Here is a 22830-nt window from a genome sequence, read left to right as displayed (position 1 = left end):
TGCTTTTGTGGTTAAGTGTTCCCCCGTATAGATGTAGTATATCGAGTAAGGTTGAGGCTGGCTTAAAGTTAAACATTGTTGGTTTGATAGGTGTGAATTTGGGTAAGCCTTATTTTTTATTAATAAAAATAAAATTACATATTGGGTGAGCTCATGTTCAGATGTTGGATTTTTGCGTATTTATTTTTGATCTCCTCTTTTTCTTTGGGAGTAGAGGTTGACAAGTCACCATTGATAGTTGGCGATTCGATAAGCTTTTCATCTGCAATCTTAGATGAAAAGCGCACGTTGAATGTTTACCTACCAGAGAGTTATCAACGCGACACTAAAAGAAGTTACCCGGTAATCTATCTTTTAGATGGTTCTATGAATGAAGATTTTGTTCATATAGCTGGTTTGTTGCAATTTGGGTCCTTTTCCTGGATTAATATGCTACCGGAATCGATTCTTGTTGGAGTCGTAAATGTAGACAGGAAACGGGATTTTACATTCCCCTCGGCTAAGAAGCTGGATAGGCAAGAGTTTCCAACCTCTGGTGGTTCGGATAGTTTTATAGGTTTTCTTGATAGAGAAGTTCAGCCTCTAATTGAAAACAATTATCGTGTAAACGGGGATTCTACTTTGATTGGTCAGTCCCTTGGGGGGCTTTTGGCTACAGAAATTCTATTTAAACGTGCAGATCTCTTCGATAATTACATCATTATTAGTCCAAGCTTGTGGTGGAGCGGAGAGTCTCTTTTGAAAAAAGTTCCTAAAGATTGCTGTGATGATAAGTCGGTCTATGTAGGTGTGGGGAAAGAAGGGGAGGTCATGGAACGGCTGGCAAGAACTTTATTCAATAAGTTAGATAATAATAAAAATAATATACACTTCGGTTATTTTGAACAGCTGGATCATGGCGATACGCTGCATCTTGCTGTATATGATGCATTTGATAAAATTTTTAATACTAAATATTTAGGTGATAAAAAGGATTAATTGGGTGCAAGTAGGCAGTAGTATTATGTCCTGATTTGTTGATCAAGTGGTTTTATATATTAAGATCATTTGTTTTTTGAAGGGAGGGTATTTATTAGCCCTTCCTGTAGTTCCTTTTTGTCCAGCTGGTGATATTTCCTCTTGATTTCATTGATATCCACGCTGGGCTTGGGAAAAGTCATTTTTAAGGACTCCATTGCATCTGCCACTATGGAGGCAATCGCAAGATTCCTAAACCATTTGTGGTTTGCGGGAATGACAAACCATGGAGCATGAGAGTGGCTGCATTTTTTTAGGATATCCTCAAAAGCCTGGGTGTAGGCATCCCAGTAGCTTGCCTCCGTATAATCGCTCTCGCTGATTTTCCAGTGTTTGCTTGGGTCATCAATACGCTGTTTAAAGCGTTTCAGTTGTTCATCTGCATCAATATGCAGAAAAAATTTTAATACCAGGGTGTTGTGGTCGGCTAATAATTGTTCGAAGTGGTTGATATGATCGTAGCGCTTGGACCAGATGCTCTCTGGTACCATATTATGCACCCGTTGAATTAATACATCTTCATAGTGGGATCGGTTAAAAATCGCCACATGTCCCTGTGCAGGGGTGACTTTGTGACACCTCCACAGGAAATCATGGGCGGCTTCTTCTTTAGATGGTTGCTTGAAGCTGGTTACTGTACAGCCTTGGGGATTCATTGCTCCAAGCACATGATTAATAGTGCCATCTTTACCGGAGGCATCCCGACCCTGTAGGCAGATCAATAGGGAGCGCTTGTGCTCGGCATACATAAGATATTGCTGTGCGCGAATTCTTTCATCTAATTTATCAATGACTGGCTGGGCCTCTTCGCGATTTTTATAGCAATCTTTAAAACTGGCATCGATCTTATCTAACTGTACCTTGCTGCCGGATTTTACCTGGAATGCCTCGAAGCAATTCATAGTTTTATTTCTTCATGGTAGGTTAAATGATTTGTCCATGCAGGTTGGATTAAATATCCTGCAGACGTTGATAGAGTAGCTTCTTCACCAGATCCAGAATAAACATCCACAAAATCATATAGAGCCAAACGAGCCCGATAATACGCCAGGGAATAGCAGGTACCAGCCAACCAAATCCACACATCAAAACCGTGAGCGCCTGAGTACCGACAATAGCGATAAATAACTTCATTGCGGGCAGTGGCTTTGCGAAGAAGGCAGAGCGAGATCGCACGACAAAAAGTAGTAAATGGCCGCCGGCAACAATTTGTAAAAAAATAATCGTTTGGATCTGAGACTTATCCAGGGGTATCCAGGATTGCCATTGACTGTTTTGTAGCCATTCCATACCAATCAAAAGCAGCCCCATGGTTTGTGCGATAGAAAAAATGCCGATAATGGTTGAACCCAATAATAAATCGCGCATTTCCCAATGCACCGGCTCTTTCGGCAGCAGGGTGTTGTCGTAGGCAATAGTCATAATGGGAATATCGTCAAGCAGTGCCACTAATACGATCATGACTGGGGTGAGGGGAGAAAAACCGAAGAGGATAGTGGCAAACACCACCACCACCATAATATCCAGGGTCATGGATACCCGAAAGAGCACATAATTAATAATGCGCTCAAAGATCTTGCGTGCTTCGTCAATAGCATCCACTACAGTGGAGAGGCCTGGAGCGGTGAGAATAATCGCCGCTGCGGCACGGGCCGCATCGGTGGCGCCACTAACGGCAATTCCGCAATCAGCTTGTTTTAGGGCTGGCGCATCGTTGACACCGTCTCCGGTCATTGCCACCTGGTGCCCTCTCTCTTGTAAGGCTTTTACGATTGCGTACTTATGTTCGGGGAAAACACGGCCAAAGCCATCGGCGCGTTCAACACAATCGACCACCTGCTTGGATAAGTGGTCCATATTCTCCGAGTCGGTAAAAACATCGGCGGCGGCGTAAATATTCTGCCCAATCCCCACCTGAGCAGCGATTTCTTTGCCGATAGCGACGTCGTCGCCAGTAATCATTTTTACCTGCAGCCCGTGCTCCCTGGCCCGGCTGATGGTTTGTTTGGAATCATCCCGAGGCGGATCTTCTAGAGAGAGGATGCCAAGAAAGTTCCAGCTTTTCCCATCATTGGAACTCGCCACACCCAGGGAGCGTAAACCCCGTGCGGCGAGTTCCTGCACACAGTCTGAGGCTTTCTTTTCATTATCACCACTGAGCTTGCACAATTGCATCACCGCTTGGGGCGCACCTTTGCAATAAAACAAAGAATTTCCACTGTCATCGACTACTTGGGCCTGGGCACGCTTGATTACTGGGTCGAAAGGAGTGAATTCTTTGAGCTGGTAATTATTAAGTGCTTTCTTATCTTTGAGGCCGGCAAAAATTGCCTGATCGATCGGATCACTAGAACCTTTTTCCGAGGCGAGTGCCGCGGCGAGAATTAACTGTTCCGGGCTCTTGGCGACAAATAATTTGGGGTCGTGCAGGCTTAGCTGGTTCTTGGTGAGCGTTCCGGTTTTATCGGAGCAGAGAATATCGACCCCGGCAAGCTCCTCTATAGACTCCAGTCGCGAGACTATGGCTTTTTTTCGGGATAGCGCCAGGGCACCGAGTGCGTTAGTGACAGTAATTACGGAGGGCATTGCCACGGGAATCGAGGCAATTAATAGCACCAAGACTGTGCGTAAAATATTAATAATGTCCGACCAGTGCCAGCTGGGAGCCACTACTATGTCACGGTAGAGCTGGGTACCTACCAGTAACAAAGCCAGCACCAGGCACAGCACTATCAGGAAATCGCCAATATGAGTAACGGCTTTTTGCGAATGGGAGGCGCCTTGGCCGGCACCGGCTACCAGCTTTGCGGTGCGGCCAAAAAAAGTATTACGCCCGGTGCCAATTGTAACGGCGGTCATTTCGCCGCGCTTGGCGATACTACTGGAATAGCCGATGTCTCCTATTTTTTTGCTGACCGGCAATGACTCACCCGTAAGTGCAGCCTGATCGATACTGATGGATTTGCCGTCGACAAAGCGCACATCTGCGGGTACCACCTGGCCGAGTTTGATTCGTACAATATCCCCAGGAACTACATCGGCAGCGTCAATGGTATGAAAACTACCATCGCGCAACACCTCCGCCTGCGGCGCCATGCTGGCCTTGAGCGCGGCCAGGGCATTGGAGGCCTTGTGCTCCTGCCAAAATCCCGCGACGGCGTTGTAAAGTAGTAGCGCCATAATAATGGCGAAGTCGGGCCAGTGACCAATAAGTGCCGATAGCAGGGCAGCGGCTTCGATCATCCAGGGAATGGGCCCCCAAAAAAAACGCAGAAACTTGAGCAGTGCGCTTTGTTCTTTCTCCTGGATGCTATTGGGGCCATAGCGTTGCAGACGTGTCTCGGCCTCGGCCTGGCTTAACCCCTGAGGTGAGGTGTTGAGTGCCTGGTAAATGTAGGGTAAATCGGCTTTCTGCAGGTCAACCTGGGAGCCTTTTAAGTCGGCTTTACTGGCGTTTCCGCTTTCGGATTTTGGCCCGGTTATTGGCACGGATCGATTCCGCCTGTTGAAAATAATTTCTCGTCGAATGGTCCGCCTGTTAACGACAGTTGGGGTTAAATACGGCTAATCATTATTGAATGATTGGGCGGTGTATCCATATTAATTGAACATTATAGGCTGTGATCTGATGGACACCCGTAGCTAATAATTTTCACCTTGATCAGCTTAAAGACATCCTTTTTTAAAGGTGTCCAGGCTGAAGTCCCAAAAGGCTTTAACGCGTGCTGAATTGCGCATTTGAGGATGAGAAAGTAACCAGAAATGGCTTTGGAACTCTTTAAGCTCGAATACTCTCTTTAGTTTGTAAGGTTGCACCATTTTTTGGTCCCCTTCGGGCAAAATGGCAAAACCCAGTTTTGCATTGGCTGCACCTGCCGCCGCCATTACCGAATTACAGTAAATTACTTTGCGGCTATTCTTAAATATTTTTTCACTCCAGCGACCAATCGGCAAACTCAAACCGCGATAACCAATAATATTCTGCTGCTTAATCTCATCCAGTGTCATTGGACCGCTAACCAAGTCTGGATGGGCAAAAATATGCCAGTTGATATCAAAGAGCTTCTTGGCAATGACGTTATCCGGAGCGCTAGGTGATCCACGAAAGGCAATGTCCGCCTCCCTCTTCTCCAGTGATAGGTGTTCCGCCGAGTCTATGAGTTCAAATTCAACTTTGGGGTGGTGTAAGCGAAAGGCGGCACAGAGTTTTGGGATCACCTCATAAGAGTAAGAGCCGATTGAGGTAATACGGATAATGCCTTCCATTTCCAGGTTTTTAATGCCGGTATTCAAGGCAATGGCATTGATATTCTCGGCGGCTTTTCTGGCGTGTTCTAAAGCTGCATTCCCTTCGTCTGTGAGGAAATAGCCCTGCCTGTCTGCCACGAAAAGCTGGCAGCCAAGATCTTTTTCCAAGCTCTGTAGACGCCTCCAGGCGGTGGAATGGTTTACCCCCAAGGCTTTGGCTGCACTCTGTAGGGAGCCGTGATCTGCCACGGCTATCAGGTATCGAAGATCGTTCCAGTCCATCATTTTGCATTTATGCAATTATAAATTGCATAAATTGATAATTTAGTTGCCAATTTGCAGAGATTATAGTCTCCGCATCATTGTTGTTCACTAGCTGGAGAGACTATGAGTCACAAAATTCTTGCCGTTTATGCCTCTGCCTTAGGGGACCATTCGACTTCCAGGTCACTGGCTAAGCACTGGCTGTCACGACAGGCTGCCACTGAAGTCACCGAGTTGGATTTAAGTCTTAACCCGGTTCCGCATTTGAGCGGTGAAATGGTAAGTGCTTTCTTCACCCCTGAGGAGCAGAAAAGTGCAGCCCAGAAAGCGCTAACGGAGTATTCGAACAATCTTATTGAACAGGTCAAAAATGCAGATACGGTACTGATTGCAGCACCCATGTATAACTTTGGTAGCCCATCTACCCTGAAAGCTTGGTTTGATCACTTAGCGCGGGCCGGAGTGACTTTTACGTACACAGAAAATGGACCAGAGGGTTTGATTAGAGATACCAAAGTGGTCTTGGTCACGACATCTGGGGGTTTCTATAAAGATTCTGTGATTGATTTTCATGTGCCCTACATCAAACATTTTCTCTCATTTATTGGCATTGACGATGTCACGGTCATTTATGCTGAAGGGCTGAATATGGGGGATGACCACAAAGAGACTGCCTTAACTCAGGCTAAGGTAGCTCTGGAAGCAATCTGATCTATGAGGCGCACAGCAAAGTAAAATAAAGCAAAGTAAAAAAAGCCGGCTTTGGGCCGGCGGAGAAGCAGACGTCGAAAGGATAAATGACGTTGCAGAGAGACAGAAAAACCAACTTATAGCCCTGGGAGAGATACTGCCGTTTTTCTGAAATTGGCAGCCGGTGGTTGTTGCCACCAGCTGGTAAAATTTTTTGACGGGCTGTTAAAGCCTGAAATTAATTATTGTTTCGCAATACACCGGCGCCAGCGGCGGGCAAAACCAGCGTGTTTTCTCTCAGCTCCATTGCAAACAGGCCTGGAGTAATATCCTCGGCCCCAAAAAACTCTTGTGGCAGAGCGTAGCTTTCCTCAGTGGCGCCTAGGTTCAGGGCGACTAGGTACACTTCCTTATCTGCGCGGCGCACGAACACCAATAAATCATTGCCGGTATCGAGCACTTCCTGTTGTGCGGTAGCCAGACTTTGGGGCAGTTGCCGGTGCCATTTGATCAATGCACGGAACTGGTTGAGCATAGAGTGCTGGCTGTCTTGCTGCAGGTTCACGGCTAAGTTCCGGTGACTCTGGGAAATCGGTAACCAGGGTTTCCCGCTGGTGAAGCCGGCTTGATCAGCGGTATCGGTCCAGGGCATAGGCGTGCGGCAGCCATCGCGACCTTTGAACTCGGGCCAAAGGTTAATACCGTAGGGGTCCACCAAATCCTCAAAGGCGATATCCGCTTCCGCCAGACCCAGTTCTTCCCCCTGATACAGGCATACGCTACCGCGCAGTACAAGTTGCATCAGTAGGAACAGGGGCGCGCGCTTTTGCGCTAGCTCCAGACTAAGGCCGCGGTTCCAGCGGGTGATAGAGCGCGGAACATCGTGATTGCTAATGGACCAGCAGGGCCATCCTTTTTCAATTACCGCGCGGTTCTTTTCCAGGGTTTCGCGCAGGAATTGCGCGCTGCAATCCTCGGTTAATAAATCGAAGGAATAGGCCATATGTAGGCGCTGTTCCGTGGTGTAGTCCGCCATGATCTTATGGGTATTATCGTCACCCACTTCGCCCACGGTAACGGTACCCGGGTATTGATCCATCAGCTGGCGCACACGCTGTAAAAACACCAGGTTTTCTGGCTGGGATTTGTCGTTCTTGTGCCATTGGTAATCGTAGTGATTGACCGGCGGCAGTCCTTTTTGATCCAGCTTAAGCGGGCGGGGAGGATTATCGCTGAGGGCCTGTTGATGGAAGATAAAATTCACCGCATCCAGGCGGAAACCATCCACACCGCGATCCAGCCAGAATTTCATATCCGCCAGTAACTGTGCCTGCACCTCGGGGTTGTGCACATTGAGATCTGGCTGCTCTTTGAGGAAGTTGGCCAGGTAGTATTGACGGCGGCGGGTACACCAACGCCAGGAGCCACCACCGAAAACAGATACCCAGTTATTGGGCGGGTTGCCATCGGCTTTAGGGTCCTGCCACACATACCAGTCGGCTTTGGGATTGTCGCGGCTGCAGCGGCTCTCCTCGAACCAGGGGTGCTGATCTGAGGTGTGACTCAGAATCTGATCGATAATAACTTTCAGGCCGCGGGCATGGGCGGCCTCAATTAAGCGGTCGAAGTCCTGCAGATTGCCGAAAATCGGGTCCACATCGCGATAGTCCGCCACGTCATACCCAAAATCCACCATGGGGGATTTAAAGAATGGGGATATCCAAATAGCGTCCACACCAAGGGACTTCACGTAATCCAATTTCTGGGTGATACCTGGCAGGTCGCCGATACCATCGCTGTTGGCGTCGCAGAAACTGCGGGGGTAAATCTGGTAAATAACGCTGTTGCGCCACCACTCGGTGCTGTTGCCGCTCATGGATTACTGCCTTGTCTCATTATTCGAAGGGTGGGGCGGGCCCACTCAGGAAAGGATAGGGTGAGTATGGCGAAGGGCGGAGCCGCGTTCCTCCTCCCCATAGAGGGGGGGAGGGGCTGACCGGGGGGATTTAGAGCAGGAGTAACAAGTTTCGGGAACTGCTCAAATAGAGATGTGCAGAAATCCTGCGGTGGAGTTTTGCGCACATCCCTGTGCCCCGACTCGCAGTTATTCCTATGGGCGGTCCTGCACCGAGCGCAGCATTTGTTCGGCCAGGGTAATCGCTTCCTGGCGGTCTTTGACATCCAGCTTTTGGTAGAGGCTGCGGATGTGGGTTTTGATGGTACTCGGCGCCACTTTGAAATGCCTGGCGATACGCTCGTTCGAAAGGCCTGAATGAATAGCGTTTAAAACCTGCCACTCCCTTGGAGTGAGTGGTGAGTGACGCAGAAAATCCGGTACCGCGTCGCTGGCGAGAATCTCGCGAATAATAGTGTCGTCCAGCTCAATACGAATGCCACCGTCCAACTCCGGCTGTTGCTGGGCGAGTTTAATCAGTACTTGGGCCTTGTCGGTGGATGCCTCATCCAAGCCCCGTTCCAGCGCAGCCTTGAGAATCACAATCAGGGGTTTGCCAATTTGTAGAAAGCTGGCGCGAAATCCTCTACCTGCGGCCAGCAGTAGTGCCTCGCTAATGGCCTCCACGGCCTCACCGTGCTGTTCGCGCAGCCACAACAGGTGGGATTCCAGCACACGGTTGCGCAGGCGATCGGTGACTAAATGACACTCTTCCGCGACCTGTTGCAGGCGGCTCAGCAGGCGATTGGCGTCGGACCAGCGGTGCAGTTCGATCAGTGCGCGCACATGGTTGCGGCCGTGACACTGTTCAAAGTGATTACTGGGCCTGTCTGCAACTGGCGCAGCTTGCTCCAACCAGCTGGCAATGGCTTGTTGGTTGTCCAGGGCGCGCCAGGTGCGAATACGTGCGGCATCGGCATTGGCAACCCAGTCGCGGTGGTAGCGCCCATCTGAGAGTAAGCGGTCGATGCGGGTCAGCCACTCCAGCGACTCCTCTTTTTCTCCGCGCGCCTGGGCTAGTTTCAGGAGCAGCGTGTATTCCGGCAGTAGCCAGTGTTCACCCACCTTGCGGTTGATCTGCATTCCCCGCCGGGCCGAGTGCTCGGCGCTCTCCAAATCCCCCTTTTCCCACTGCAGCTGTCCGAGCAGGCGGCAGACAAACTCGGCGATGGGCAGGGTGGAGAGGTGGTGTTTCTGCACCAGGTTGGACACCTTTTTCTGCAGTGAGGCAGATTTTTGTAGAAGCCCCTGGGCGAAGGCGATCTCACTCTGTTGGCAGATGGCCCAGGCGGCGCTGGGAATATCTCCCTCGGCGATGGCCAGGGCCTCCACCTCCAACATATGGGTCGCGGCGGGCTCTAATGCGCCCAGGCAAAAACTGGTCTCACCGGTGACAAGCAGTGCCGAAATCCGCTCGCCTAGTTGGTTGGGTTGTAAAAGCCCCAGGGCCTCTTCGGCATACTCTTTGGCCTGTAGGGTCTGGCCGCGAGCGATGGCCACCTGGGCGCGCATGGTGGCGAAAGCCCCTTCAAACTGACGCCATTGCTGTGGGTCCTGCCGCTGCAGCCAGCTCTCGGCGGTGGCGAGCATTTTCTCGCACTGGTCGTATTCAAAATTCTCCCGCGCCATTTTTGCCGAGAGCAGGGTGAAGCGCGCACTCTGCTGCAACGCCTCACTGCCGAGCCATTCCAGGCAATCACGCAACAAGCGCGACTGCCCGCCGCGCAGCAGTATTTCTCCCTGGCTATCGAGCAGCTGACACAGGCGCTCGCGGTCACTGCCAGCGAGGGCATGGCGCAGGGCTTCCACCGGCTGTTCCATTTCCTGCCAGGAATCACAAGCGAGAGCGTGCAGGTGCAACAGCTGCTCCCGATTGGTGAGCTGGCGCTGCAGGAAGCGGGCGAATACCGGGTGGAAGCGGAACCACTGGCGGCTGGAGTCCTGTGCCTGTAGGAAGAGTCCGCGCCGCGCCGCCTCTTCCAGCAGTTGTTGGCCATCGTTGCGGCCACTCAGGCGTTCCGCCAGCTGGGCATTGACACGGGTGAGGATCGAAGTGCGAGCGAGTAACTCGCGCAGCTCTGGCTCCAGCCTTTCCAGCACTTCTTCGGCCAGATAGTCGAGGATATGGCTGTGGCCCTGCTCCAGTTCCGTCAGGTAGCGGTCTACTTCTTGGCGATCGCGCACCGACAGGGCGAACAGTTGTACCGCTGGTGGCCAACCCTCGCTCAGGTGGTGCAGTTGAGCGGCGCGGTCGCCATCGAGATTAAATGGCAAGCGCTGCTTCAGCAGACGTGCGATCTCTTCGGTATTCAGGGCCAGTTGATCGCTGCCCAGCTCTAATAGGCGGCCTTGTACGCGCAGGGTGGCCAGCCCCAAGGGCGGCTGGCTGCGGCTGGTGAGAAGGACCCCGACGCCTGGTGGTGCGTGGCGCAACAGGAAGCGAGTGACGCTGTGCACCGCCTGGTTGTCGATATGGTGGTAGTCGTCGAGCACTATGCGCAGTTCGCTGGGCAAGCTGCGCAGTTCACCCAGCAGATGACTGATGACAGTTGTTGGATCCGGACTTTGTGGCGCCGCCAATAAGCGACAGGTTTGCGGTACGCCTTTGCCGGTAGCGCGATGCACGCTTTCTACCAGATAACGACAAAACTGGCTCGGTTCATTGTCGCTGGGATCAAGGGTATACCAGGCCATTGGATTTTCCTGCGCCGAGGCCCAGGAAGTGACCAGCGTGGTTTTACCGTAGCCCGCCGGTGCCGTCACAAGCAGCAGCTGGTCGCTGTGGCTGTCGTCGAGCAGTGCCAGTAAGCGCGGGCGCACCAGGGTATGCTCGGGGCAGTCCGGCAGGCTGTATTTGGAAGTTAAAAGCATCGCTGCGGGCAGGATTGTTTTAAATGTCTGATTTTTATACAGGGATATTATGCACTAGCGGAGCGCTTTTGTGACAGATTTGCGCTGAGGATAGGACGACTTGCTGGATTCTCTTTGGCTAATACTAGAAGAAGCTTTGCTTATGACGGTATATTGATTGGCGGATCCAATCAGTCTTACCGATCCAGCCCAAAGAGACAAAACAATCAGAAAAAGACCCTGCGGCCAGTTTTTGGCTTGCGGTGTCCGGTGTCAGGAACACATCCCTGTGTTCACCGAGACCGGCGTAGAGCTACCCGACAGCGTTATCTGCTTTCCCGGCTGACATTCGTTGCCGTAATACACGAACGTTTGTACGCAGTGGGGGATTCTTGGATCACTGGATTATGAAAAAACAGAGTTATTTCCGAAAAAATTTGGTGAATAACTGATGCCGTCAGGGAGGTAGGTGCGGCTTCGACAGCAATAATAAAAAAGAGGGAGTTATGGCCGATATTGTGGTTTTGGCAGCGCCGGCTGTGGATGCCGCACACAGGAACTGTGTAAAGCACTTGTTTTCCATGCTCAGGGAAAACCTGGGTGACGACTGGGCGCGCCTTCATTGCGATACTTTTCCTACTGTGGAAGCACTGCCTGGTAATACCCAGCGAGTATTTGAAGATATGCGCAAGTGCGAGGTGGATAGTCTGCGCGCGCGCAAATTCCTGCTCAACACCCTGGCTGAGAACTCGGCACAATTGGGGGATATCCATAGCCGTAGTGGTCTCTACGAGAGGACCCAGACAGCCATTTATCAAACTCTACAAAAGGCTGCAGCCGCCGCTGGCGATTGCGCTCCGGTGTTGCTTATCAGTCATTCGGCCAGCTGTATTAGCTTGTCCAACTATTTGTGGGATGCCCAGCGGCCCAGCGTTAACCACGGTGTCTGGCGCGATGGCGGGCCAGCCGAGGTGCGCAAGGGCTCCGCGCGGGAGCGCTTTTTGCGCCTGAAAACGCTCAGCCATTGGTATACCCTCGGGGCCGGCACGCCGCTGTGGTTTGGGGCCAAGCAGCGGGATCAGATCCAGGCGGTGGCTACGACCTCTCGCGGGTATCAATTCCGCTGGAAAAATTTCTACCATCCGGATGACCTGCTCGGCTGGCCTCTTAAGCCTCTCAGCCCCAGTTACAACCAAGCGGTATTTCGGGATTACGCGACAAGGCCACTGTCCGATCCAGACAATGCCCTGGCCGGTCCGCAGCTACTGCCACCGGAGGATTACTGGCGCAATGAATTGGTGTGGGAGCAGCTCGGCAAGGACCTGAGCACTCTTCTGCAAAACACCAAGCCGAAGGCAGACGCATCCGCACAGCGATCTCGGCGGGCAGTCGCGGTATAATCGCGGCACTAGCTACTACTCCCGAATCTAGCCACTACTCCCGAATAAGGATGGGTTTTACCATGTCGCTGCAATTTCAAACGGTCCCGGTCACTCCTTTTCAGCAGAATTGCACTCTGCTCTGGTGCGAAGATAGCAAGCGTGCCGCAGTGGTGGATCCGGGTGGCGACCTCGACAAAATTCTGGCGGCGGCGCAAGAGCGCGGGCTCAACATTGAGAAAATCCTGCTTACCCACGGTCATCTGGATCACGTGGGTGGTACTGCGGCGCTCTCTAAACAATTGCAGTTGCCGGTTGAGGGCCCCCATGAGGGCGATGGTTTCTGGATCGAGCAGCTGCCCGTGCAGGCGCAGATGTTCGGTTTTCCCTCAGTGGAGGTGTTCACCCCCGATCGCTGGTTGCAGCAGGGCGATACCGTGACTGTCGGCGACCAGGAGTTGGAGGTGCATCACTGCCCTGGCCATACCCCGGGACATGTGATCTTTTTCCATCGTCCGAGCAAGTTGGCACTGGTGGGCGATGTGCTGTTTGCTGGTTCTATTGGCCGCACCGATTTCCCCCAGGGGGATCACGATACTTTGATTCGTTCGATCACCGAGCGCCTGTGGCCACTGGGTGACGATGTACGTTTTGTTCCGGGTCACGGTCCTATGTCCACTTTTGGTCAGGAGCGTCAGACCAATCCGTTCGTCGCCGATAAACGTTTCGGCTGATAGGTGGTACCGGCAAAACAATAATCTATCGGGAGCCCCTTCCCATGCCTATAAAGCTGAGTGTTTTCCTGTTGACACTGGCCACTGCTATTAGTGGTTGCGCTGTTATTTCCGAGGCGGATTGCCGCAGTGGGCTCTGGTATGAGCGAGGCCTACATGACGGCGCCCGCGGGCGCTCCCAGGCGCTGGTGTACGATATCGCCAAGGAATGCCAAAGTTACGAAATCTATGTGGACAGCGAGGCTTGGTTGCAGGGCCACGAAGAGGGCGTGGAACAATTTTGTACCGCTGAAAATGGCTACGCTCAGGGACGTCAGGGGCGAAAATATGAGGGCGTATGCACTGGGCCCACCGCGGATATTTTTTTAAAGAGTTATCAGCGTGGCCTCGCCCACTATCGCGTAGCACAGGAGTATCGCGATTTATTGTGGCGTCGGGATAATTTAGAACGTGAGCTTTACTCCCTACATCAGGCCCTTAGGCACAGTGATAGCGACAAGCAGAGGCGTGCGCTTTACTTCCAGCACAGCCGACTCGAATGGGAGTTGCGCATGTTGGATTTAGAACTGCACCGCTATGGCCTTTTCGGCCCAGACTATTTCACGCCGGGTTTTTATCCGCGCGGCTTTTTTTCATCCGGTTTTTTTTACTGGTGAATTTAGTGGGCTGATATGGCAAGTCAATTCAGTCATTTCCCCCGACCCCAGTTTGGATTTTCAAGAGAGTTATTCCCATGGCAATTTGGCACGTTACTCCCACCCTGGAAGAGATTAACCGGGGCACCGCCCAGTGTATGCCCGGGTATCTGGGCCTGGAGATTACCGCAATCGGTGAGGATTACCTGGAGGGCAAGCTGCCGGTGGATCATCGCACTCGCCAGCCGTTCGGTATTCTACATGGCGGTGCCAATGTGGTGTTGGCGGAAACCCTGGGATCTATCGGTGCCAACCTGCTGGTGGATACCAGTAAGTTTTACTGCGTTGGCCAGGAGATTAATGCCAATCATCTGCGTCCTGTGCCTGAGGGTGAAGTTACTGGCCGGGCCAAGCCGGTACATATCGGGCGCACCAGCCAGGTGTGGGAAATTCTGATTTACGCCCCCAATGGCAAACTGAGTTGTATCTCCCGAATTACCATGGCAGTTGTGGCTCATGCCGCTGGGTAAACTTAACCGGGTTTTATTGAGGCGGTTTTTATGAGTGAAGTGCGGGAATATTTTTTTGAAGATATTCCCTACCGCTTGGTGCGTTCGGCAAGGCGCAAGCGCCTGGGTCTGGTATTGGCTCAATCCGGCGTGGAAGTTCGTATTCCTCAGCGCTGCGCTGCCCGCCACGGCCATCAGTTTTTGCAGGAAAATATCCAGTGGGTACGCGCCCAATTGCTCGCTGCCAACCAGCGTGCGGCACAGGTGCCACAATATCGGTTTGAGTTTGGTGAGCACTTTCCTTGGCTGGGTAAAATGCGCCCCTTGGAGCGCGCGTCTAATCGAGGTGGTGCGGCAATCACCGAAGAGGCCATTCATCTCTATACCTTATCGCCAACCCCCACAGCGCAGCAATTACAGGGGGCCCTACAGCGTCTCTACCAGCGCGAGGCGTTGGCCCTGTTAACAGAAAAGTCCCAGCGCTTGGCCGAACAACTGGACTTGCAGTTTTCCACACTGCGAATTCGGCGCACCAAGAGTAAGTGGGGGCACTGCAGTATTCGTGGAGACCTGCAATACAACTGGTTGGTATGCCTGGCACCGGAACCGGTGGTGGATTATCTGGTGGCCCATGAGGTCAGCCATTTGCGTCACCATAATCACGGCCGCGATTTTTGGCTGCTGGTACAGAGTGTTTGCCCTCGCTATAAGGAGCTGCGCCGCTGGTTGCGCGATAATGGCCACCGCCTCACGGTATAGACTTTACCGACAGGTCCCATTGATTTCAGATGTTTTGAATATTCAGTAATTTCCTATGAGCAGAAAACCGCGTTTTATCACTCCGCGTAAGACGGTAAAAAAATCTTTGCCCACCCAGGCAGAAGCCTGTGTGGAAAAATTTAGCCACGATATGCGCGGTCTTGCCCGTGTGGGTAAAAAAACAGTATTTATCGATAACGCCCTGCCTGGTGAAGAAGTGCGTTTTCGTTATAGCACTCATCGGGCTCGCTTCGATGAAGGTGTTACCAGTGAGATAATTCAGGCTTCGCCACTGCGCTGTGAACCGCGCTGCCCCCATGTGTCCCTGTGCGGGGGCTGCTCCCTGCAACACCTGCAGGTCGATGCGCAAATTGTCGAAAAACAAAAAATCTTGTTGGATCAGCTGGCTCGTTTTGGTGGTATTGAACCCGAGGAAATTTTGCCTCCTCTGCTGGCCGAACCTTACGGCTATCGACGCAAGGCACGTATCGGTATTCGCCAGGTGAAATCGGCAAAAGGTAAAAAACTCGTTTTTGGTTTTCGCAAAAAGCGCAGCAACGATTTGACCGATATCGATGAGTGCCATGTTTTGCACCCTTCTATCGCTCAACATATTCCTGCGTTAAAGCTACTGGTGGCGGAGAGCGAGGGGCGTGCGCACTTTTCCCAGTTGGAAGTGGCGGTCGGTGATGATGTGGCGGCCTTAGTGTTACGACACCTGCAGCCTTTATCGGAAGGGGATCGACAGCGCTGGCAAGACTTCGCTAAATCATCAGGTATATACATGTATATACAACCTGGTGATGCGGCTTCGATTCAGCCTCTGTGGCCACAGAATAACGAGAATTACCTCAGTTATCGTCTGTCGGAATTTGACCTGAGCCTGCACTTCCAGCCGATGGATTTTTTCCAGGTGAATTTCGAGGTCAACCGACAGATGGTGAGTCGTGCTGTGCAGTTATTGGACCCGCAACCCGGCGAGAGGGTGTTGGATCTTTTCTGCGGACTGGGAAATTTCACCCTGCCATTGGCACGCCGCGCCGGGGAGGTTATCGGTATCGAGGGCGTTGGCGCTCTCACCCAAAGGGGCAAGGATAATGCCGCACTTAACGGACTGAACAACGTGCGCTTTCACACTGCCGATCTGAATGAGGAAATGGTGAAAAAGGCCTGGGCCAGCGGCGGCTTCGATAAAATTTTGTTGGACCCTCCGCGCGATGGCGCCTTGCAGGCGGTGCGTGGTATCGCCCGTTTCAAGGCGCAGAAAGTTGTTTACGTGTCCTGTAACCCGGCGACTCTGGCGCGGGACGCCGGGGAATTGGTTCAGCTGGGTTACCGTCTTAAGCAGGCCTGTGTCATGGATATGTTTCCGCAAACGTCCCATGTGGAATCTATGGCGGTATTTGAGCTGGATTCCTAAAGCCATTTATTCAATTTTATTCCGTCCCTGTATGTCATTTAAAAAGTCCTGGGGGACGGAAGTAAAGCAGTTTTGCCTGATGCCAGAGCCGTGGTCTTTGCGTTGGTGCGGGGGGCAAACTGGCGTAAACTGCTGGCAAACTTATTAAGCGAAGATGTTATGCAAAGCGAACCCTTAACTGATGATTTTGAAGAAAACTGCGCACGTTTTTTGCCAGAGGCAGCCGAACAGGGCTGCGTCTGGGCGCTGCAGGGGGAAGAGGGCTTTGCGTTGTGCGAATCCGAAAAACGCCCACAGACCGAAGTGATGCCCTTCTGGTCCCAGCGGGAATTTGCCCAGGCACACTGTGAGGGCGATTGGGCGGAATATCAGGCGGTAGCTATCGACCTGGAAGAATTTATGGATGACTGGCTCACCGGTATGCACGAGGATGTACTGCTGGTGGGGCTGAACTGGAACAATGAGCTGGAAGGTGTGGAGCTGGAACCCATCGACCTGCTGGAGCAATTGGAGCAGGAGCTGCAATAAGCTGCGCCATAGTGCCCCACCCAGCGGATAAAAATTAAACAACGGGGTGTCTTAATGGAGCAGTTTCTCGGCCTGCGTACAGTAATTTACGGTGTAACAGATATTGCAGAGGCCCGTGCCTGGTATGCGCAGCTGCTGCAGAAAGAACCCTATTTCGATAGCGATTGCTATGTGGGTTTTCATCTCGGCCATTGTGAACTGGGCCTGAATCCGGATGCGCGCAGCGCGATCAGCCGCGCGGATGGGGTGATCGCCTACTGGGCGGTTGCGGATATGGCCGCACAGGTCGAGCGTCTTGGAGCCATGGGTGCGCGACAACACAGCGATGTGGTGGATGTTGGCGAGGGCGTACTGATGGCGAGTTTTCTCGATCCTTACGGCAATATTATTGGCCTGATTGAGCAATCCCAGGCCGTGTTGGAGGATTCGAACCAGTAAACGGAGCAGTCCCCGTGAACAAACCACCAGTTTCCAGTTTTCGAAAATCTCCTGATAGCTTTGCCGCAGAGAGCCTTGCGCAAATTGGCCGTGGCTATGTGGCGCCAGACAGAGTCGCTCTGATTACGGGATGTTCCAGTGGTATTGGTCGCGAGCTGGCCTTGGCCTTACATCGCCGCGGTACTATTGTTATCGCTACCGCGCGACGCCCGGAAAGCCTGCAGGAACTGGCGGACCTGGGCATCGCTACCGAAGCTTTGGATGTTAATAGCCAGGCAGATATTAACCGGGTGCTACACGCTCTCAAGGCCGCCTACGGTCGCCTGGATATATTGATCAACAACGCCGGTTACGGGCAGATGGGCCCGCTGATGGAGCTGGATACCCGCTCCCTGGAAAATCAATTTCGCACCAATGTATTTGCACCGCTGGCACTGGCGCGCGCTAGTGTGCCGTTGATGCGCTCGTGCAAGAGTGCTGTAATTTGTAATATCGGTTCCGTATCCGGTGTTTTGGCTACCCCTTTCTCTGGGGCCTACTGCGCTTCCAAAGCGGCCCTGCACACACTCTCGGAAGTCTTGCGCCTGGAACTGAAACCTTTTGGCATTCGCGTAATGACAGTGCAACCTGGGGCTATTGCCTCAGAGTTCGGTCGCCACGCGGAAGTATCACTGCGCGGTCTCTTGCCTCCGGATTCAATGTATAAGCGCCAGGAGGAGGTGGTGCGCGCCCGCGCTCAGGAGTCACAACAGAACGCCACTTTGGCTAGTTCCCTGGCGCGCAAGTTGGTACGTGAACTTCTACGCAAACGGCCGCGCACACTGGTGCGTATCGGCAATCGCAGCCGCCTGTTGCCCTGGCTTGCGCGCTGGTTACCGCATAAATTGCGGGACTGGATTTTATTGCGCCGTTTCAAGTTAAACCGTTTGGCGCACAAGGTATAAGTGAGGCTTAGGACTGCTTCAAGTTAAACCGTTTGGCGCACAAGGTATAAGTGAGGCTTAGGACTGCCTCCCCGGTGTTTTTCATTTGAGTAATTAATTACTTTTCTGCTCAATGCATTACTGGAAATTATCCACTTAAAATTTTTAGCTATTAACTAACAGTCGCGCCTGTGATTCAGCCAGTCCTTCACTTCTGAAAAACTACCGCGAAATAGGATAGGGCTGTCACGCTTTTCCATCAGGTGGTTGTAACCACCATCGTAATATTCTCGCAATAAACACATCACCAGTGGAATATAGGCCTCACTGTTCCCACTCTGTTGTAATTCTCGATTTGCATCCATAAGTTGTGCATCCAATATTTGATGGCGTAATCCACCGAGGCGCTTGCGGATTTTACTCAGGTTGTTGCGCAGTTCTTCTCCCAATGTCGCTGCGGAGGAATTGTCAGCAGTTTTAAAGCGCGGCAGGGCCTCGCACACATAATCTTGCACAATACGCCGGGCTCGTTGCTCCAGCGGTTCCTCCACCAGGACTCTGGGAGCGCTTTTCATGGCATTTTGTAATACTGGGGGCAGGGCACAGCGGCCAATAAGCCGGCTTTCATCCTCGATAAAAACTGGTCCGGTAGCTTGCGACAGCTTGAGTAAATCGATACCCACTTGGTTTTCAAAATCGATTTGAGAAGGCTGATCACAACCCGTACGGCCAAAGCTGGAGCCGCGGTGCCTGGCAATCCCCTCCAGATCGAGTGCGCGTTCTGCATCCTGGATTAACTCTGTCTTACCACTGCCGGTGTGACCGGCAATAACGATCAGCGGCAGCTCTTGGCTCAGGCCTTCCAGCTTGCTGAGCAGATAGGTGCGCATAGCCTTGTAGCCACCATCAATCAGTGGATAATCAATTCCCACATCTCGCAATAATTGCTGTGTAGTGCGCGAGCGCAGGCCGCCACGAAAACAGTAAAGATAACCCTGGGGGTGGCGATGAATAAATGTACTCCAAGCGTTGAGCCTATGCTCTACGACTTTATCCGTGGCTAGTTGCCATCCCAAATCAATAGCGGCCTGTTGCCCCTGCTGTTTGTACTCGGTACCAATTAACTCCCGTTGTTGGCCGTCTAATAACGGGTAGTTTTCTGCATGGGGAAATGCTCCGCGCTGGAACTCCACCGGTGCTCGTACATCCATCAGCGGAATATCGTGTAGGAATAGATCACGGTAATTCGTAGTATTTTTGCGCAAGGAGGGTCTCCAATATTGCTGTGGAGAGCTTCACTCATTAATGAGGGCTGACCACTCTGAGGCTCTTATAGAGTTAATCAAAGAAACTTTGGTCGATTGTAAGGCTTTTGCTTGTTTGTACGCCAATCCACTTTAGCGGTTAACCGAATAAAATGGCTCCAGGGTATGTCACCACCAATAATTGAGGAGCTAGTAAAGCATTAGTCGCGAGTACTTGTGGCTAATTAGCTGAAGGTGTATGTAACGCTTTGGGTTAATTTAGGGCAGGGCCCTTTATGCTCAATTAATAAGTAAGAAGAAAAGATATGGCTAATAATAGGGTGAGAATTTCAATAGAGAGCAGTTATTAATAATTTGGTATCCGTTATGGTTTGGATATCATAATTTTTGGTGAAATTTGACGCCACTAAAATACCTGGGCAGAAAATATCTCCGGATATTCCAATATTTTTATCTAATTTTACACTTTGCTCTATTAGCATAAGTCCAATTAAAATTTCCCTTAATCGTAATAAGAAATATAGATTTCCTATTGGTCCATAAAACTATTGGAAGATTGCTCTCGACTTCCATTGAAACCGAGTCATTGAACTTGGTTAGCGCAAATTATGCCTCTAAACGATCAGTGAAGAGTGGTCTTCCGGCGCCTTTATTCCCGTCAAAACCTTATCCTTGTATACCCTGAATGAGTTGCCCCGTGGAATTCTTCACGAGTGCTTCATTCAGGAAATACGTATTTATGTCCCTAGATCAGTTGCTTATTCTAATCATTATCGCGATTACGATAGCGCTGTTTATCTGGGGGCCTTGGCGCCACGATATGGTGGCGCTCTCTTCCCTGCTCGCTTGTGTGTTTTTTGGATTAATTCCTCCTGAAAAAGCATTTGCTGGATTTGGTCATCCAGCCGTGGTTACTGTGGCTTGTGTGCTAATTCTCAGTCGTGGCCTGCAGAATACCGGAGCTATGGGAGCCCTGGCCCAGCGGGTAGTGCCTCGAAGCGGCAATATCACAGTATCAATGTTACTCCTGACTGGGCTCGGTGCTCTTCTATCAGGGTTTATGAACAATGTGGGGGCTTTGGCGCTGTTGATGCCGGTAGCGGCGGATATGGCGGAAAAACAGGGCCTGGCTCCGGGTAAGGTGCTAATGCCCTTGTCTTTCGCCACGATACTCGGTGGCATGACTACCCTGATTGGCACGCCGCCAAACCTGGTGGTCTCCGGTTTCCGCGACAGCGCCGGGGCGGGCAGTTACGGCATGTTCGATTTCACCCCGGTGGGCTTGGCAGTGACCCTGGTTGGCCTGCTCTTTATCGGTCTGCTTGGCTGGCGTCTGGTGCCAGGTCGCGGCCAAGCGGGTGCGTCCAGTTTCGATACCGGGACCTACCTCACCGAGGCACTGGTTGGGGAAAAGAGCGCGGCAGTAGGTAAGAGCCTGGGTGAAATTGGCAAGGTATTGGGGGCTGAGGATGCACAGGTAGTCGGGTTGGTGCAAAGCGATGCTCGGGTAGCGGCAGTAGCGCCCTGGCAGCGGATACAAAGCGGGGACATTCTGGTAATCGAGGCAGAGCCGGCATCCTTAGCAGCGAGTCTTACCAGGCTTGGACTCACCATGGTTGGTGGGGCTGAGACAGAAAAAGACAAGAAAGTGGTTGTACAGCTGGGAGGGGCAAAGCCGCTGCAGGACGAGGATTCTCGGGATAAGAGTAAGGAAAAGAGCGTCCCCGCCGGTGAGGAAATGCAGTTGCGCGAATTGGTTGTAATGCCCAATTCTATTTTGGTGGGGCGTTCGACTCAGTTTTTACACCTTTCGACCAACTATCAGATTAATCTGCTGGCCCTCTCCCGGCGGGGGCGCCGATCGGTAAAGCGTCTGCGTTCTACGCCGTTACAGGCGGGCGATGCCCTGCTGATGATGGGTCCGGATAACCATCTCAATAGGTTTGCCCGGGAACAGGGCTGCGTGCCTCTGGCTCAGCGGGATATCGGCATGCCGAACAAGGAAAAGGCAGTCATTGCCCTGCTTGCTATGGCATTGGGAGTTGCGGGTGCAGCCTTTGGCCTGGTCCCCGCAGCGGTCTCATTTGCTACCTGTGTGCTGGCTTTTATGGCACTCAAGGTTGTGCCGCTGCGAAACATTTACGAGGCCTTGGATGGCTCTGTGATTGTTTTGTTGGGCACATTGATTGCTGTGGCCGAGGTGATGGAAAGTACAGGGGCGGCGGACTTGGTGGCACAGGTGCTGCTGGATAGTTTGGCTCAGGGTAGTTCGGTATTGGCTCTGGTGTTGATATTGATCGTTACCATGACATTGTCGGACTTTATGAACAATGTAGCTACTGCGGCGGTGATGTGTTCAATTGCCATTAGTACCGCTGAACAACTGGCGGTGAATCCGGACAGCTTTCTAATGGCTGTGGCCATCGGCTCATCCTGCGCTTTTCTAACCCCGGTGGGCCACCAGAACAATACCTTGATTCTGGGGCCGGGGGGGTTCGATTTTGGTGATTATTGGCGCATGGGGCTGCCCCTGGAGATACTGGTGGTGCTTGTGAGTATCCCCATGTTGCTGTGGGTATGGCCTCTCTAAGCTCAGGCGATGGAGTCGTCCACAGGCTGCGCTAATTCCGCAAGATAGTTGCTACAAAAGCGCAGTATATCGGTCACTGTGACGATACCCACCAGTTCTCCTTCGCGCATGACCAGTACCGAGCCGATACCCGTATCGGCCATAGCCATTAGGATTTTATCCAACGGATCGTGGATATCGGCAATAAAGGGCCGGCGCGCGCACAGGTCGTGGACATAGAGTTGTTGCTCTTCCAGCCGGTGTCCGGGGGCGTTGGCCCTTTCGATATCTCCCTTGGAGATGACCGTTTCCAGATCTCCGGCACGGGTTACTGGCAGATGACGCACCTTGTGCTCTTCCATTAGCGCAAGGGCATCCTCAACGGTGGCATCAATATCGATGTGATAGGGAAACGGCGTCATCAGAGCCGCTAAAGTGGGCATGTGATGAATATTATGGGTATTGGACATAGCGAGCGTCAGGTATCCAATGGTTTTTGGCAATGAGCGCTATAACAAAAGCCAGCGCAATAATTTGCAATTGGCGACTGCGGTTACAATATAGCCAAAATAGGGATGTTTGAATATCCTTTTGTTCAGGCGAATATCCACGCCTTTGTTACATTTTGTTAGCAATAACCGTGAAGAT

At 51.9% G+C, this 22830-nt stretch carries 19 protein-coding genes; 12 read left to right on the top strand and 7 right to left on the bottom strand.

All coding sequences use genetic code 11. The features are described 5' to 3' along the window. Positions 1-153: 153 nt before the first annotated feature. Positions 154-978 (top strand): alpha/beta hydrolase, encoded by an 825-nt coding sequence (locus ACJJIO_RS07350; RefSeq protein WP_444910615.1) that lies wholly within the window; start codon positions 154-156, stop codon positions 976-978. Positions 979-1043: 65 nt separating this feature from the next. Here the strand turns inward: ACJJIO_RS07350 and ACJJIO_RS07345 are convergent, their stop codons facing one another. From ACJJIO_RS07345 to ACJJIO_RS07335, 3 genes are all read right to left on the bottom strand, one after another. Beyond that, positions 1044-1919, bottom strand: coding sequence for a polyphosphate kinase 2 family protein (locus ACJJIO_RS07345; RefSeq protein WP_444889277.1), 876 nt, complete (start codon positions 1917-1919; stop codon positions 1044-1046). 49 nt (positions 1920-1968) lie between these two features. Next, positions 1969-4506, bottom strand: coding sequence for a plasma-membrane proton-efflux P-type ATPase (locus tag ACJJIO_RS07340; protein WP_444910614.1), 2538 nt, complete (start codon positions 4504-4506; stop codon positions 1969-1971). A gap of 177 nt (positions 4507-4683) precedes the next feature. Beyond that, the gene (locus ACJJIO_RS07335; RefSeq protein WP_444910613.1) at positions 4684-5550 is read right to left on the bottom strand and encodes a LysR family transcriptional regulator; all 867 of its coding nucleotides are present in this window, start codon (positions 5548-5550) and stop codon (positions 4684-4686) included. Between the two features lie 102 nt (positions 5551-5652). On the opposite strand from ACJJIO_RS07335, the gene ACJJIO_RS07330 reads away from it, so the two are divergent. After that, complete coding sequence (locus ACJJIO_RS07330) at positions 5653-6240, top strand: FMN-dependent NADH-azoreductase (RefSeq protein WP_444910612.1); 588 nt, start codon at positions 5653-5655, stop codon at positions 6238-6240. A 217-nt stretch (positions 6241-6457) separates the two neighbouring features. On the opposite strand, the gene ACJJIO_RS07325 is transcribed toward ACJJIO_RS07330, so the two are convergent. Continuing rightward, on the bottom strand, positions 6458-8095 hold the full coding sequence (locus ACJJIO_RS07325; RefSeq protein ID WP_444910611.1) for an alpha-amylase family glycosyl hydrolase: 1638 nt from the start codon (positions 8093-8095) through the stop codon (positions 6458-6460). 234 nt (positions 8096-8329) lie between these two features. Next, positions 8330-11044 carry an HTH-type transcriptional regulator MalT gene (gene malT / locus ACJJIO_RS07320; protein ID WP_444910610.1) on the bottom strand — a complete coding sequence of 905 codons (2715 nt, stop codon included), beginning with the start codon at positions 11042-11044 and terminating at the stop codon, positions 8330-8332. Between the two features lie 485 nt (positions 11045-11529). On the opposite strand from malT, the gene ACJJIO_RS07315 reads away from it, so the two are divergent. The 9 genes from ACJJIO_RS07315 to ACJJIO_RS07275 all read left to right on the top strand — a co-directional run bounded on the left by ACJJIO_RS07315 (position 11530) and on the right by ACJJIO_RS07275 (position 18369). Then, positions 11530-12423 (top strand): hypothetical protein, encoded by an 894-nt coding sequence (locus ACJJIO_RS07315; protein ID WP_444910609.1) that lies wholly within the window; start codon positions 11530-11532, stop codon positions 12421-12423. A 62-nt stretch (positions 12424-12485) separates the two neighbouring features. Beyond that, complete coding sequence (locus ACJJIO_RS07310) at positions 12486-13136, top strand: MBL fold metallo-hydrolase (RefSeq protein ID WP_444910608.1); 651 nt, start codon at positions 12486-12488, stop codon at positions 13134-13136. A 44-nt stretch (positions 13137-13180) separates the two neighbouring features. Beyond that, on the top strand, positions 13181-13792 hold the full coding sequence (locus tag ACJJIO_RS07305; RefSeq protein ID WP_444910607.1) for a DUF2799 domain-containing protein: 612 nt from the start codon (positions 13181-13183) through the stop codon (positions 13790-13792). Positions 13793-13869: 77 nt separating this feature from the next. After that, complete coding sequence (locus tag ACJJIO_RS07300; protein ID WP_152455066.1) at positions 13870-14301, top strand: hotdog fold thioesterase; 432 nt, start codon at positions 13870-13872, stop codon at positions 14299-14301. 30 nt (positions 14302-14331) lie between these two features. After that, positions 14332-15039, top strand: coding sequence for a M48 family metallopeptidase (locus ACJJIO_RS07295; RefSeq protein WP_444882887.1), 708 nt, complete (start codon positions 14332-14334; stop codon positions 15037-15039). Positions 15040-15094: 55 nt separating this feature from the next. Further along, complete coding sequence (rlmD, locus tag ACJJIO_RS07290) at positions 15095-16459, top strand: 23S rRNA (uracil(1939)-C(5))-methyltransferase RlmD (protein WP_444910606.1); 1365 nt, start codon at positions 15095-15097, stop codon at positions 16457-16459. A 72-nt stretch (positions 16460-16531) separates the two neighbouring features. Continuing rightward, positions 16532-16987 (top strand): DUF2750 domain-containing protein, encoded by a 456-nt coding sequence (locus ACJJIO_RS07285; RefSeq protein WP_444910605.1) that lies wholly within the window; start codon positions 16532-16534, stop codon positions 16985-16987. Positions 16988-17041: 54 nt separating this feature from the next. After that, positions 17042-17425, top strand: a complete 384-nt coding sequence (locus ACJJIO_RS07280) for a VOC family protein (protein WP_444910604.1) — start codon at positions 17042-17044, stop codon at positions 17423-17425. 14 nt (positions 17426-17439) lie between these two features. Then, complete coding sequence (locus ACJJIO_RS07275) at positions 17440-18369, top strand: SDR family oxidoreductase (protein WP_444882884.1); 930 nt, start codon at positions 17440-17442, stop codon at positions 18367-18369. Between the two features lie 155 nt (positions 18370-18524). On the opposite strand, the gene mnmH is transcribed toward ACJJIO_RS07275, so the two are convergent. Further along, complete coding sequence (gene mnmH / locus ACJJIO_RS07270) at positions 18525-19613, bottom strand: tRNA 2-selenouridine(34) synthase MnmH (RefSeq protein ID WP_444910603.1); 1089 nt, start codon at positions 19611-19613, stop codon at positions 18525-18527. Positions 19614-20352: 739 nt separating this feature from the next. Between mnmH and ACJJIO_RS07265 the strand changes: the two genes are divergently transcribed. Further along, entirely contained in the window at positions 20353-22203 is a 1851-nt protein-coding gene (locus tag ACJJIO_RS07265) for an SLC13 family permease (protein WP_444910602.1), read from the top strand. A gap of 2 nt (positions 22204-22205) precedes the next feature. Here ACJJIO_RS07265 and ACJJIO_RS07260 read toward each other — a convergent pair whose 3' ends face one another. Further along, on the bottom strand, positions 22206-22652 hold the full coding sequence (locus tag ACJJIO_RS07260; protein WP_252083444.1) for a CBS domain-containing protein: 447 nt from the start codon (positions 22650-22652) through the stop codon (positions 22206-22208). Between the last annotated feature and the right edge of the window lie 178 nt (positions 22653-22830).

This window comes from Microbulbifer mixtoriginis (SeqCode), assembly GCF_052467235.1.
The sequence above is the reverse complement of the archived record's forward strand: the minus strand, read 5'-3'. Positions and strand labels throughout refer to the sequence as shown.